Here is a 13,070-nt window from a genome sequence, read left to right as displayed (position 1 = left end):
TGGTGATTGATCTTTCCGAAGCGCAACTAGAAACATCTGCGTCCACCCTCCGGGCCGCTGCACTGAACGCCGGCCGAGTCGCAGCTCAAGTGCTGCGGGCCAACTTTCGCGGCGGCGTGCAGGTCGAAGAAAAAACCAATCCCCACGATCTGGTCACCCGCATCGACCGCCAAAGCCAGGAACTGATCACGCAGTCCCTGCGCCACGCCGTTCCCGACTCCTGGGTACTCGGAGAAGAACACATCGCCGCCGATTCAGGAACCCCAGCCCCGGGAACCGTGCAGTGGATCGTGGATCCAATCGATGGCACCAGCAACTTTGTCCACGGTATTGCCTTCTTCTGCGTCTCGATTGCCGCGGCGGTGGATGACCGGCTAATCGCCGCGGTGATTATCGACCCGGTCTCAGGCGATGAATTCAGCGCGGATCTGTCCCATGCCTACCTCAACGGCGAGATCCTGCGCCCGGCACCACGCCCTGCCCAGGCGCGCGCAAATCTGATGACCGACTACCCCGGAGCCGAATCCCTTGAGTCCGACGGGCCGCTGGCCCTGGAACTGCTCGGCGAGTGGATCCATGATTTCGCGACGGTGCGCCGCAAGGTATCGGCGGCGCTGGCACTGGCGCATGTGGCCGCGGGCTGGTGCGACGCGAGCATCGGGTTTGATACCAAGGTGTGGGATGTCGCCGCCGGTGCGCACTTGGTGCGGATGGCCGGGGGCAGCTATGAGGGGCTGAGTTACGGTGAGCCGGTGGCCGCCGCTTACCTTTGCCCCGGATTTATCGCTCAGGGACCCGGTGCCGACTATCCCACGCTCGCGCGCGCGGCGCAGCGTATACACACGCAGCGCACCAGCTGAAAACCACGGCGTACCCCGGGATTTTTAAAAGTTCCTCAGCGAACCCCTCGGAATTCGTGAGGCCCGGTCGTAGGATACCTGTATGGAACCACTATTCCACCGGAACGCACACTCCGCCGTGCGTCATCACGGAGGCGGAGGGGTGATCCTGGGAGGGATCGGAGTGATGATTCTCTTCGGTACTTTCGCAGTGATGTTGGCAACCCAATCACAAACGCAAGACTGGGTGCCACTGCTCATTGGTGTCAGCATGGGCTTCTCCACGATGCTTTTCGGCATCGTCTACCATTTCACGCACTGAGCAACAGCAAACAGAATCCGAGAACAACGTTAAAACATATGCAAGGGGCGGCACCCGGTGGGTGCCGCCCCTTGCATATGCCCGCCGGGCCTAGAGATGGGTTGGTGCAAACATTTTCAGCAGGGTTTTGACCACCACGACGTTGGGACCAGCCTCGGCGAAGGACTCGCTCAGCGCCTGCCCTACCTCGTGCGGTGCAACTTCCCGTGCAGGGACGCCAAAGGACTGGGCGAGCGCCACGAAGTCCGGTCGTGCCAGCTCCGTGGCGGTTGCCTTGCCGAAGGCACCTTCCATGTATTCGCGAAGAATGCCGTAGCCGCCGTCGTCGACAATCAGCCAGGTGACCGGAACGTCATGCTGTTTGGCGGTAGCCAGTTCAGCAATGGAGTACATGGCGGAACCATCTCCGCTGACCGCCAGCACCCTCTCGCCAAGGCCCATCGCCCCGCCGATCGCGGCGGGGAACCCGTACCCGAGACCACCGGCACCCTGGGCCGAATGGAACTGTCCCTCGCGGGAATCCCAGCAGCTCCAGCCCCAGTAGGCCGAAATTGTCATATCCCAGAAGGTCTGCATGGCCGCCGGCACCGCCTCGCGGATATCCGCCATAAAACGTCGCTCCAGCCCCAGGTCTTGGCCATCCAAACGCGCACGGACCTTGGCCAGGGTGTCGGCCACAACCTGTTGCGGCGTTGCCCCGTGCCAGTCGGCGCGGGCGGTAAATCCGTCCTGGGACAGCTGGGTGTTCAAGAATTCAAGAGCCGCCCCGGCATCCGCACGGATGCCCAAGGCAGGGGTATTGGACTCAAGCACCCGCGGCTCGGCGTCGATCTGGATCAGCTTGCCGCGCGGGGCAAGGGTGAAATAGTTGCTGGATACCTCACCCAGCGAGGATCCCACCACCACCAGCACGTCCGCGTCTTCCAACACCTCGGAAACGTAACGATCCTCGACCCAGGACTGCAAGGAGAGATCGTCGTTCCACGGATACGCGCCGTTGCCGCCCGGGGTGCACAACACCGGTGCCTGCAGGGTTTTCGCCGCCTCCAGCAGCTGGTCCTGGGCCCTGGCGCGCCGCACGCCGCCGCCAGCCACGATCGCCGGACGTTTGGCTTCGGCGAGCCAACGCACCGCTTCGCGAATGAGTTCAACCCGCGGCGGGTGGTCATAGGCCTCGGCGAGCGCATCTTGCACCACCGGAACCATGACCGGTGCAAGCAGCACATCCTGGGGCACTTCAACCCAGACCGGTCCCATGGGGACCGTGATGGCTCGAGCCCAGGCGTCCTGGATCGCCGAGGGGATGCCGGAGGCATGATGCACCGTCTGCTGGAATTTGGTCACATTCGCCGCGGAAGCTTTTTGGTCATCCAGCTGGTGGAGCATGCCCTTGCGCCGGGCGCCCAGTCCGTCCAACGGGATCTGGCTGGCGATCACCACGATTGGAACACCCGTGGCGTAGGCCTCCTGCAGACCAGCCAGCGAGGTCAGCGCCCCCGGCCCGGTGGACAGGAACAGCACCCCCACTTCGTCGGTGGCACGGGAGTATCCATCGGCCGCGAAAGCGGAGTTGTTCTCCACCCGAGAGGAAACAAACTGCAGTTCCGAGCGGGAGAGCGCGTCGAAGAGTCCCAGCGCATGCTGGCCCGGAATACCGAATACCGTCTTGGCTCCCAGCGCGGTGAGGGTCTCAATGACCAGATCGCCGCCGTTACGCTGAACGGCGCTCATCGGGCGTTCGCCCCGCTGCCGCTGCGGAAATCACTGATCAGGCTGATCAGGTCATAAGTGACGTGGCTGGCCGCGACACCGGTCAACTCCGCGTGGTCATAAGCCGGGGACACCTCCACGATGTCCGCGCCAACAATGTTCAACCCGCGCAGGCCGCGCAGGATTTCCAGCAGCTCGCGGCTGGTGATGCCGCCGGCCTCCGGGGTCCCGGTGCCCGGAGCATGGGCCGGATCCAGCACATCGATGTCCACCGAGATGTACAGCGGGCGGTTGCCGATGCGCTCGCGGAGCTTGTCCACGATTTCGCGCACCCCCTGGTAGTAGACATCGGAGCTGGTCACGATGCCGAAACCGAAACGCTTGTCGTCTTCCAGGTCCTTTTTGCCATAGAGCGGTCCACGGGTGCCGACATGGCAGATCGCCTCGGTGTCCAGGATGCCTTCTTCAACGGCACGGCGGAAGGGGGTGCCGTGGGTGTATTCGGCACCGAAGTAGGTATCCCAGGTATCCAAGTGCGCGTCGAAGTGCAGCATGGCAACCGGGGCACCGGCGCGTTTGGTGGCCGCACGCAACAGCGGCAAAGCGATGGTGTGGTCCCCGCCCAAGGTCACCAAGGTGGACCCGTCGGCAGTCAGCTCCAGTGCTTCATGCTCGATGGTCTCAATTGCTTCATTGATGTTGAACGGATTAACCGCCATGTCACCGGCATCGACAACCTGGCTCTGCGCGAAGGGCGAGGTGTCGGTGGCCGGGTTGTAGGGGCGGATCAGGCGCGAGGATTCACGCACGTGGTTGGCGCCGAAGCGGGCACCGGGACGGTAGGAAACGCCGGTGTCGAAGGGAACGCCAACAATCTTGATGTCCGCCTGCGCCACCTGGTCCAGGCGCGGCAGTCGGGCGTAGGTGCCGAAACCTGCGTAGCGCGGAATCTGGGCCGCGTTGATTGGCCCCAGGTTGCCGTTCTCTTCAATCCTGATTTCCTTCATGGGAGCATCCTTCCGACAACACGGACAAGTCCACAATAGTTGTCTAATACGAAACTTCAGTTTCCTATTATGCTATTTTGCGATGTGCGCCACGTCAAGATGCCAGCGCGCACTGGCGAATTCGTGAGACCTCTCCGCCATGACCTGCATGGTGAGGGCGCAGTTGAGTAGACCGAGTCAGCTAGAGATCCCCACACGCGACATACGCCGGCTGGGGCGAGGAACGACCATCAGATACCGGTCCGAGGGCCCCGGGATGGTGGCGATCTAGTTGTCGATTGAAATTGCCTAGGCTTCGGCAAAACCGCTGGATGCCAATGAAGCGCAACGGTTCGTTGTGCACTGCCAATAAGACGGAAGGAAATCCGTAAACTGTTGCCCCGTGCCAAAAAGGACCCAAACGACGTTTGGATCCGTGAGAAAAATTAGCCTTGCGGCTCGTCTTTATCTTCTATGGGCGCGCCCTTGACCAGCGCGCGGTCAACTTCGTGAATACCCAAACAAAAACCAACCGAAAGGATCAGCGACTTGATCGTCAATTCGTTGATGTCATCGGGAACGTAAACCAGCTGTACGGGACCGGCCAAGATGATCAAGATCAAGGCCCAAATGTTGTAGGCCCACGAAGTTTTGGTTTTCATCATTTGCGGATACCGTGCACGCCGGCGGATCGTCCGCACGCCGACCACGATGATCACCACCGCAAGGATGGCCGCACCGAGAAAAAAGAAATTACGTTGGGTCCGCAGCCAGGCCAGGGTAGAACCTACCAACAGGCCGACCAGTGCCGAGGCCCACCAACTGATGGAGCGCAATTTGTGCGGCTTAGTTTCCGCGTTCCCGGCGGTTTCTTCAGTCGTCACTACGCTCCTTCCTGTATTAGCGGCCCGACCTGTCTCGTCGGGCACTCTTTCAAGAATACGCGGTGCGTTCACCTGACGTGAACGCGGGCGCAGTCTCTGGAGCTCAATGTCCGGTCGGTTACCTCGAAAACGACGGTCACCACGTCAGAGAACCAACGTCCAAAACACGATGGCAGGTTCGTTTCCGGGATTCTCCCAGCTGTGAGGTTCTCGCCCGGGAAAGGTCATGGTGTCCCCCGCCGCAAGCTCGATGCGCTGCTCTGGCAGGACCAAGGTGAAAACCCCGGAGGCCACATGCAACACCTCCAGCTCGCAATCAACCGAATACAGTTCTGCCTCGCCGATACCGTGAGGCTCTACTTCGGCACGAATCACCTGAACACGTTTCTCGCCCCGCGGGGTTACCAGCTGTTCGGTGATTCCCGAGCCGCCCAAGGAGATCCGTGGAGCCTCCGCCAAACGCACCAAGGTCGTATCCGGCACCTCAAACAAGGTGCCTACCTCGATACCCAGCACCTCGCAGAGCTTGAGCAGCGTGGAAACCGACGGGCTGGTCAGATCACGCTCCACCCGAGAGAGAAAACCCTTGGTCAAACCCGAAAGCTCGGCAACCTGGTCGATGGTCATTCGTTGTTGCTGGCGGACGCCACGAAGCCGTGCACCAATATTTATCGACGACCCTGAAGGCTCAACGGGCAAAGCTTTCATCCGTGGGAAACCTGAACCTATTCTCTTGCTGCCGGGTAGAAACAACTCAAATTCTGAGGACAGGATGACCCTGCGAGCTCAGTTTACCAATACGCAACTTCCGTCACACCTGGCCGGAAGAATGTGACAAAGCCTGTGGTTGAAGTCCATTTCTGCCGTTGATTCACGCTATGTGATTCCGTTGCCCGCGCACCGCATCTAGACTCAAGCCATGGACTCGACCCCCAACAGCACCGCAGCCCGGCTGCGCGAATACCTCAATGACGCCCGGCAGGCAGTGATCTTTAAAAGCGAGCAGCTCAGCGAGGAACTTGCACGCCAGCCAATGACCCCCACCGGAACTCACATCCTCGGTGTGGTGCACCATCTGGCAATCACCGAGTACGGCTATTTCGGTTTATGCCTCAACCGGCAGGTTGACGCCCCCTACGTTCAGCAGCTCTTGGAGATCGATGACCCGCAGGCGGATTTTATCCCTCCGGCCGATTTCTCGGTCGCCCAGGTCCTCGACCTCTACCGATCAGCAATCAGCTTCGCCGAGGCCGGTTTCGACGAACGTGACCTCAGCAGCCCCGCAGAAGTTCCGTGGTGGGTGAAACACCGGCACACCACCCTCGAACACCTGCTGGTGCATATGATTGCGGAAACCTCACGCCATGCCGGACACCTGGATATTGTCCGGGAACTGCTGGATGGAAAGGTCGGGCTGCGTCCCGAAGCCCTCAATCTGCCCGACTACACCACGGACCAGTGGGAAGAGCAACAATCCCGGTTGCAACAGACCGCCGAGCAAAAGCGCGACGGAGCGTAGTTTGTGGCACGCGGCGTAGGGTCGCGCGGGATATGCGGTCACACTACGGAATGAAACTTCACGACTTAACATTGTGGCGGTAACATCAACACTGTTGCTTCACGAGACGCGGCGCCAAGCTCCGACTGGCCGCGCACCAACCCCAGGTTCATGGGTGGTTCGGATGAAGAAGCGGTCCGGGCACCAACCGATGCACGGGCAAGAGCTGCGTGAGAGTTGTTGTCTTATGGCATTTTCCGTCCTTCCAATCATTGACCTGCAAACCGGTCAGGTGCAGTTGAAGGTACAGGGTCGCTGGTACACCCGCTACATTTCAGATCCCGCCCAGCTAGAGCGGTTGATCACGCGGTCTGCTCACCGACCGGTTTTCGACCTCGAGACCGGAGAGCTGATCATTCTCGTCGCATCCGCCGGGCTGCCAGCCGGCAAGCCGGTTGCTTTTAGGCTTGCCAAATTCCCCGCGTCCTTAGCGCTGGCTAAAGTGAGAGGCTGAACAAAACCGCGGATTTCAGCAAGAAATCCTATGCCGTAGGAGAGTCATCCTCGTGATGCCAGATAACCCCACGACTCAGCCCACCTCCGCACAAATCCACCGCTGGCGTAAATACGTCGCTGACGAGGTCGCCGAAGGTGCCATCTACCGGGCGCTAGCCCAGAAAAAATCAGGACAGGAAAAGCAGATCCTTTTGGGTTTGGCCGCCGCCGAAGAACGCCACGAAGAGTACTGGCGCAACAAACTCGGCGAACATGCCCGCCCGGTACGCCCTTCGTTGCGCCGGAGCATCCTGCGATTCCTCGCGCTGCATTTCGGCTCGGTTTTTGTGCTCGCACTGGCGCAACGTGCCGAAAGCAACACTCCCTACAGCAGCGACGCCGACGCTTCGCCGCAGATGGCCGCCGACGAACAAGTCCACGAAGAAGTTGTCCGGGCCCTGGCAACCGCCGGCCGGGCCCAGCTCTCCGGAAATTTCCGTGCCGCGGTATTCGGCGCCAACGACGGCCTGGTATCCAATCTGGCGCTGGTCATGGGTATCGGTGCGACCGGTGTCGCCTCCGGAATGGTGCTCTTTTCCGGGATCGCCGGCCTGCTCGCGGGGGCCTTGTCCATGGCGGCCGGCGAATATGTCTCCGTCCGCTCCCAGCGTGAGCTGCTCACCGCCTCGCGTCCCACCCAGGTCACTCTCACCGCCGCCCCGGACCTCGACCTTGATGCCAACGAACTGGTCCTGATCTACAAGGCCCGCGGCATGAATGACGAAGACGCCGAGCATCGTGCCGCCGAGCGCATGGGCCTGTTCACCTGCGACTGCAACCCATCATTCTCACTGAACCCAGAGGCTCGGGCCGAAGAATTTGAGAACGAGCATGAGGAGCTGGGCTCGGCTACCGGTGCGGCGGCAACGTCGTTCTGTTTGTTTGCCTCCGGCGCCATCATCCCGATCCTTCCCTACATTTTCGGGATGACCGGCCTGGCGGCCGTCGCCACCTCGGTTTTGCTGGTTGGCGCGGCGCTGATGACAACCGGCGGTGTGGTCGGTCTGCTTTCCGGCGCTTCCCCCATGAAACGCGGCCTGCGCCAACTGGCCATTGGCTGGGGAGCCGCGGCGGTGACCTACTGCCTGGGCCTGCTGTTCGGCACCAGCCTGGCCTAAAACGAACGCCCCGGTAGCACCTACCCTGCACGGCCATCACCTGAAGTTTCAGGCGGTGGCCGTGCTCGTTTCAGAAGCGGGTGCGCCGCCGCAGGGAGCGCATGGTGCCAAGGAACTGCACTGCCTCATCCACCGAATCAACCAAGGCAATCTTCGGCTCCATGGCCCGCTCGGCGGCCAACGCTTGAAGCAGCGGCCATACGGGCAACGTCCGGGTCCAGTACTCCCGACCGACCAAAACCAGCGGAACCACCCGCGCACCGGTGGCGTAGTAGTTCTCGCAGGCATCCTGAAAAATCTCCTGAACCGTACCCGCGGCTCCTGGCAACACCACAATGCCGCCGTTGGATTGCTCCAGCAACAGCGCTTCGCGGATTGAATTCGAGAAAAACTTGGCGATGTGCGTGGCGAACAGGTTTGGCGGTTCATGCCCATAAAACCACGTGGGAACCCCCAGCGAAGTCCGCGTCGACGGGAATCGACGCTTCACGGCGAGCGCCGTGCGTGCCCAGCCGGTACGCCGGTGGATTGCATCAGGCTCCGCGGCCAGCATCCCCAAGGCCTTGGAAAGATCCGCTGGGTCGTAGTCTGCCAACCAAGCACCGGCATTCGCCGCTTCCATGGCACCGGGCCCACCCCCGGTGGCCACCGCATACCCGGAACGGGTCAGGTGCGCCCCTAGCTCAAGTGCCTGCGCGTACTGCTCGCTGCCACGACGTAATGCGTGACCTCCCATGACTCCGATGATGGGGACTTCATGGAAAGCTCCGTCATAAACTTCAGTGATGAGCGCCTGCCCCACATGGTGGTCGTGAAGTGTTGCAGCCATGGCGTCGTCTTCTAGCAGTACATGCCGTGGCCCGCGCTGCTGTGAATAGGCGAATATCCGGGCGTCGAGAACTTTGTCATAGCTCCGGGTTTGGATCCCCTCATACAGTTCCTCCGGGGTGTACAGGCCCCGCTCACGAGTCCTGAAGGGCAACTGCTGTCCCGAGTCCATGCACAGCCCGCCGGTGCCCGCAACCAGTGCACGACCTGCCGGGCTGAATTGGCAGTCGATAAATAGCGCCTCGGCAAGATCCAGCGCCGAAAGCACCGTGTCCCGCTCACGCAGGTCGACTCGGTGCACCCTCCAGCTACGGCCTTGGGCACTGCGCAAACTCAGCGCTTCGGCCGCCAACCTGTCGAATTCGGCAAGTGACGTGATGTTCACGGCTCGCGCCGGGAGGTAGGGCCAGACCTGGGACATGGTTCCACGCTACGTGAGAGTTAGTGATTATTCACAGTAGGGCGCTTTCAACTTTCACGATGGGCCAGAACGTGAAACGATTAGCGGATGACTAATGCTGTTCCGCCGACCATTGACGCTCGACACCTGCTGGCGTTCTTGGGCAATGTTCCTTTTTTCCTTGGCAAAAAACTTGCCGATGAAGCAAATGCCGTGGTTGACGTTGAATTTAACGAGTCATCCGGAGAAATTGAAGGCACCGTGCATGCAGACGGTGAAGAATATTCACCGATGATTCAGGTGCGCCGCGCGGCTAGCGGCTGGGAAATCAGTTCCGGGGCCTGCGACTGCGACAATCCCGCAATCTGCCCACACATTGCGGCCCTCGCGTTGACCTCCAACAAACTTTCCTCAGTGGCCAAAATCGCCGCTCCGCGGGAGGAACAGGTTGCCACCACGTGGTCCCGGCAGACCGATGCCTGGTATGCCGAACGCGAGCCGCGCCCGAGCGACGGGCTCGTGGGGTCCCCCAACGACCCAGTGGTGCCCATGGCGTTGCAGTTTTTGCTGTTCGATGCCAAAAACACGACCCAACAGCAGCAGTGGCTTCCCACCGGAATGCTGTCGCATGGAACCTACCGTAATCGGCGTTTCCGGTTGGGGGTGCGCCCCATGGTGCGCAATACCGAAGGCCGCTGGGTGCGTGGACAGCTGCGCTGGACCACCATTGGCTTTAAGACCTTCGGCTGGAATCTGCTGCGTGCACAGCATCACTGGTTCTCCCGCTTCGCTGCGATGGCCCGCAGCAACACTCAAACGAACTTCAAGGCTGATGAAGACTGGCTGTTCTTGGACGAGTACTCGTCAAACCTGCTGTGGCCGCTGCTCGCCGAAGCGCAGGAGCTTGGTATCCAGCTGGTCAGCACCCGCAATGATCTCTCGGTCGATGTGGTTTCGCAGTCTTGGACCGAGCTGGTCGCGTCCCTTGACGACCAAAAGAATCTGCAAGTTCGCGGGGTTTTGCACACCGCGGGGCAAGAAACAACGTTGGAAGATTACAGTCCCGTCGGAACCATCGGCGACCACGGGTACTACATCCAGCTGGAGAACCCAGAGCAAATTCTGCTTGCCCCCACCGCGGAACGGCTTAACGACAAGCAGCTGAACTGGTACGACTCGCATCAGATGCTGCATGTGCCGGAGGAGGACAAACAACTCTTCTTCGACGCCCACTACCCGCGGATGGCGCGCACCTTTGGCTTGCGCAGCACCTCACCCGAGTTGTCATTCCCAGACCTGAAACCTCCATTTGTGCGGGCAAGGGTGGAGTACAAGGTCGAGCAGACCGAGGAGGGTTCCAAAGAATCGGCCACCCTGGACTTCTCGATCAGTTACCCCGGGGTGAAAGGCGATCACAAACCCTTCGACCCTGAGGCCGAAGGGTTCCTCCGTGATGCGGTCAACGGGGTATTCGAGCAGGTTCTCGGGATAAGCAACCCGGACCTGTCCCCCAAATTCTTCTCTGGTGATCAGATGATCGCGTTCGCTTCAGATCTGGTACCGGCCTTGGATTCGCTGAAGGTTCTCAAGCTCGAGGAAATCGGCGAACGCCCGGTGTACCGTCAGCTGCGCGAATTGCCCAAGCTGAAGATCAATGCCGTCGACCACGAACGAAATGACTGGCTGGATCTGGGTTTGTTGATCACCGTCGGTACCCATGAGGTGCCGTTTGCCGAAATTGTGACGGTCATGGCCAAGGGATCGATGAAACTGAAGTTGCCCGACAACTCCTGGTTCTCCTTGGACCAGCCGATCTTCGCCAAGCTCAAGGAGCTGGTTGATGAAGCCCAGGCGATGAACGACAAACCCAAGGATGCGGACCTGAAGCTGTCGGTTTTCCAGATCTCCCTGTTTGAAGAACTGGACGAACTGGCCGAAGGCATCGACGGCGCGGACATGTTTATCGGCCGCATGCGCTCACTGCTCAAAGTCGCCGAAGGCGCAGAGGCCGCGGTGCCAGACACCCTGCAAGCCACCTTGCGCCCCTACCAGGTTGAAGGCTTCCGCTGGCTCTCACGCCTTTATCAGGGCGGTTTCGGCGGAATCCTGGCCGATGACATGGGCTTGGGCAAGACCTTGCAGACCATTGCCTTGGTGTTGCACGCCCATAAACTTTGGGACGACCCCCAGTCCTGCGCCGAGTTGCCGCCGGCCCAGCGGGTGCGCGCACCGTTTTTGGTGGTCGCACCGAGCTCGGTGGTCTCCAACTGGGAAATGGAAGTCCGCCGGTTCGCACCGAACCTCAAGGTCATCAGCATCGACTCGACCCTCGGTGATGTACGTCAGCTGCGCGAATTAGCCGAGGGGTACGATGTAGTGCTCACCACCTATACGCTGTTGCGGTTGAACGATGAAATCTATGAATCCCAGCGTTTTGCCGGATTGATTTTGGACGAGGCCCAATTCGTCAAAAACCGTTCAACCAAGGCTCACCGAACGGCGGTAAACCTCCAAACCAACTTCAAGTTGGCGGTGACCGGCACCCCGATGGAGAACAATCTCGCCGAGCTCGGCGCACTGCTGTCGCTGACTTCGCCCTCGTTGTTTTTGAACACCAGCCGGTTCAACCGTCAGTTCGCCCGCCCTGTCGAGGTTCTTGGCGACAAAGACACCCTGGCGTTGCTGCAACGACGGGTCAAGCCGTTTATGCTGCGCCGCACCAAAGAATCCGTGGTGTTGGACCTCCCAGCCAAGCAGGAGCAGCAGGTGCTGGTACGCCTCTCGGATGAGCACCAGCACGTCTATGACACGCACCTGAACCGTGAGCGCCAAAAAATCCTGCACCTGGTGGAGGACTTGGACAAGAACCGGTTTACGATCTTCCAGTCGCTCACCCATCTGCGTATGCTGGCACTGGAACCTTCCCTGGTGGACCCGGAGTTGGCTGAGGTTCCCGGCTCCAAGTTGGAAGCACTATTCGATCAGCTCGATGATGTGCTCAATGAGGGTCACCGGGCTTTGGTTTTCAGCCAATTCACCTCATACCTGAAGGTCCTCGCCGAGAAGCTGACCGCGCGCGGAATCAAGTTCGTATATCTGGATGGCAGCACCCGCAACCGTGCGGAGGTTATTGAACAGTTCAAGGAAGGCGAAGCGCCGCTGTTCTTGATTTCCTTGAAGGCCGGCGGATTCGGGCTGAACCTGACGGAAGCCGACTACTGCTTCTTGCTGGATCCGTGGTGGAACCCGGCGGTCGAGGCCCAGGCAATTGACCGCACCCACCGCATCGGACAAACCAGGCAGGTGATGGTCTACCGGATGATCTCCAAGGGCACCATTGAAGAGAAGGTGGTGGCCCTGCAGGACACCAAGCGCCGGCTGATCAATTCCGTCATGGACGAGGCCGATGGTTTCTCCAAAGCCCTGACTGCACAGGATATTCGAGGCCTGCTCGAGTAACAGGTTGATTAACTCTTCGTGGTTTAGCAGACACTTACCAGCAAGACGCGATATATTCAATATGGCTCCACGTGTGCGTTACGCCACACCAAACGCTCGGGTGGGGCACCCCTGAAGGTCTTCTTCAAGGGGCCAACGCAAGATGAAGGCGGTCATAACCGTGTCCCTGATCAAATCGGAGACTCTGAGTACACCGAGCGACGACTGGATGAACGCTTCGGTGAGTACGGAAGCAGAACGTGTGGTGATTGAAACCGAGCAGGAACGCCTGCTCCTGGAGAACGATCGGCTTTTGGAAAAAATCCGGAAAGTCCTCGCCTCTCCGCTAGAAGAGATCTTTTACAACCCGAAGCATCGGATGCTGTTGATCCCGGGAGCCTTCGCGGTTATTGGATCTTCGTTCCTTAGGGTTGATACCGAGACCGCGACCGGTCTGCGAGGATAACTTCCCCAAGCGTCACAAGACCCCAG

The 13,070-nt window shown here is 60.1% G+C and carries 12 protein-coding genes and 1 riboswitch; of the genes, 7 read left to right on the top strand and 5 right to left on the bottom strand.

Annotated features, from left to right (window positions below; genetic code table 11):
• The first annotated feature begins 2 nt into the window (after positions 1 to 2).
• Together ACIOWL_RS16725 and ACIOWL_RS16720 are read left to right on the top strand one after the other, a co-directional pair.
• Positions 3 to 860: an inositol monophosphatase family protein gene (locus tag ACIOWL_RS16725; protein ID WP_400387598.1), complete on the top strand. Its 858-nt coding sequence runs from the start codon at positions 3 to 5 to the stop codon at positions 858 to 860.
• 82 nt (positions 861 to 942) lie between these two features.
• Positions 943 to 1,161: a hypothetical protein gene (locus tag ACIOWL_RS16720; RefSeq protein ID WP_400387596.1), complete on the top strand. Its 219-nt coding sequence runs from the start codon at positions 943 to 945 to the stop codon at positions 1,159 to 1,161.
• Positions 1,162 to 1,251: 90 nt separating this feature from the next.
• On the opposite strand, the gene ACIOWL_RS16715 is transcribed toward ACIOWL_RS16720, so the two are convergent.
• The 4 genes from ACIOWL_RS16715 to ACIOWL_RS16700 all read right to left on the bottom strand — a co-directional run bounded on the left by ACIOWL_RS16715 (position 1,252) and on the right by ACIOWL_RS16700 (position 5,449).
• Positions 1,252 to 2,892 (bottom strand): thiamine pyrophosphate-binding protein, encoded by a 1,641-nt coding sequence (locus tag ACIOWL_RS16715; RefSeq protein WP_400387594.1) that lies wholly within the window; start codon positions 2,890 to 2,892, stop codon positions 1,252 to 1,254.
• Positions 2,889 to 3,878, bottom strand: a complete 990-nt coding sequence (speB, locus tag ACIOWL_RS16710) for an agmatinase (RefSeq protein WP_400387592.1) — start codon at positions 3,876 to 3,878, stop codon at positions 2,889 to 2,891. Before speB ends, ACIOWL_RS16715 begins: the two co-directional genes overlap by 4 nt.
• A 425-nt stretch (positions 3,879 to 4,303) precedes the next feature.
• Positions 4,304 to 4,741 (bottom strand): hypothetical protein, encoded by a 438-nt coding sequence (locus ACIOWL_RS16705; protein ID WP_400387591.1) that lies wholly within the window; start codon positions 4,739 to 4,741, stop codon positions 4,304 to 4,306.
• A 144-nt stretch (positions 4,742 to 4,885) separates the two neighbouring features.
• On the bottom strand, positions 4,886 to 5,449 hold the full coding sequence (locus ACIOWL_RS16700) for a helix-turn-helix domain-containing protein (protein WP_400387588.1): 564 nt from the start codon (positions 5,447 to 5,449) through the stop codon (positions 4,886 to 4,888).
• Positions 5,450 to 5,660: 211 nt separating this feature from the next.
• On the opposite strand from ACIOWL_RS16700, the gene ACIOWL_RS16695 reads away from it, so the two are divergent.
• From ACIOWL_RS16695 to ACIOWL_RS16685, 3 genes are all read left to right on the top strand, one after another.
• Positions 5,661 to 6,260 (top strand): DinB family protein, encoded by a 600-nt coding sequence (locus ACIOWL_RS16695; protein WP_400387586.1) that lies wholly within the window; start codon positions 5,661 to 5,663, stop codon positions 6,258 to 6,260.
• Positions 6,261 to 6,357: 97 nt separating this feature from the next.
• Positions 6,358 to 6,471: riboswitch (SAM riboswitch) on the top strand.
• A 15-nt stretch (positions 6,472 to 6,486) separates the two neighbouring features.
• Positions 6,487 to 6,753: a hypothetical protein gene (locus tag ACIOWL_RS16690; protein WP_400387584.1), complete on the top strand. Its 267-nt coding sequence runs from the start codon at positions 6,487 to 6,489 to the stop codon at positions 6,751 to 6,753.
• 55 nt (positions 6,754 to 6,808) lie between these two features.
• Positions 6,809 to 7,912 carry a VIT1/CCC1 transporter family protein gene (locus ACIOWL_RS16685; protein ID WP_400387581.1) on the top strand — a complete coding sequence of 368 codons (1,104 nt, stop codon included), beginning with the start codon at positions 6,809 to 6,811 and terminating at the stop codon, positions 7,910 to 7,912.
• Between the two features lie 70 nt (positions 7,913 to 7,982).
• Here ACIOWL_RS16685 and ACIOWL_RS16680 read toward each other — a convergent pair whose 3' ends face one another.
• Positions 7,983 to 9,161 carry an LOG family protein gene (locus ACIOWL_RS16680; protein ID WP_400387579.1) on the bottom strand — a complete coding sequence of 393 codons (1,179 nt, stop codon included), beginning with the start codon at positions 9,159 to 9,161 and terminating at the stop codon, positions 7,983 to 7,985.
• Positions 9,162 to 9,248: 87 nt separating this feature from the next.
• Between ACIOWL_RS16680 and ACIOWL_RS16675 the strand changes: the two genes are divergently transcribed.
• Complete coding sequence (locus ACIOWL_RS16675; protein WP_400387577.1) at positions 9,249 to 12,599, top strand: DEAD/DEAH box helicase; 3,351 nt, start codon at positions 9,249 to 9,251, stop codon at positions 12,597 to 12,599.
• 160 nt (positions 12,600 to 12,759) lie between these two features.
• Positions 12,760 to 13,044: a hypothetical protein gene (locus tag ACIOWL_RS16670; protein ID WP_400387574.1), complete on the top strand. Its 285-nt coding sequence runs from the start codon at positions 12,760 to 12,762 to the stop codon at positions 13,042 to 13,044.
• Positions 13,045 to 13,070 lie beyond the last annotated feature (26 nt).

The organism is Glutamicibacter sp. NPDC087344 (assembly GCF_044744225.1).
GTDB lineage: Bacteria > Actinomycetota > Actinomycetes > Actinomycetales > Micrococcaceae > Glutamicibacter.
This window is presented reverse-complemented; position numbering and strand designations above follow the sequence as displayed.

Bases quoted from the DNA above. Each gene is read 5' to 3' on its own strand.
- ACIOWL_RS16720 (WP_400387596.1), top strand. From the start codon at position 943: ATGGAACCACTATTCCACCGGAACGCACACTCCGCCGTGCGTCATCAC.
- ACIOWL_RS16715 (WP_400387594.1), bottom strand. From the start codon at position 2,892: ATGAGCGCCGTTCAGCGTAACGGCGGCGATCTGGTCATTGAGACCCTC.
- speB (WP_400387592.1), bottom strand. From the start codon at position 3,878: ATGAAGGAAATCAGGATTGAAGAGAACGGCAACCTGGGGCCAATCAAC.
- ACIOWL_RS16700 (WP_400387588.1), bottom strand. From the start codon at position 5,449: ATGAAAGCTTTGCCCGTTGAGCCTTCAGGGTCGTCGATAAATATTGGT.
- ACIOWL_RS16695 (WP_400387586.1), top strand. From the start codon at position 5,661: ATGGACTCGACCCCCAACAGCACCGCAGCCCGGCTGCGCGAATACCTC.
- ACIOWL_RS16690 (WP_400387584.1), top strand. From the start codon at position 6,487: ATGGCATTTTCCGTCCTTCCAATCATTGACCTGCAAACCGGTCAGGTG.
- ACIOWL_RS16685 (WP_400387581.1), top strand. From the start codon at position 6,809: ATGCCAGATAACCCCACGACTCAGCCCACCTCCGCACAAATCCACCGC.
- ACIOWL_RS16680 (WP_400387579.1), bottom strand. From the start codon at position 9,161: ATGTCCCAGGTCTGGCCCTACCTCCCGGCGCGAGCCGTGAACATCACG.
- ACIOWL_RS16675 (WP_400387577.1), top strand. From the start codon at position 9,249: ATGACTAATGCTGTTCCGCCGACCATTGACGCTCGACACCTGCTGGCG.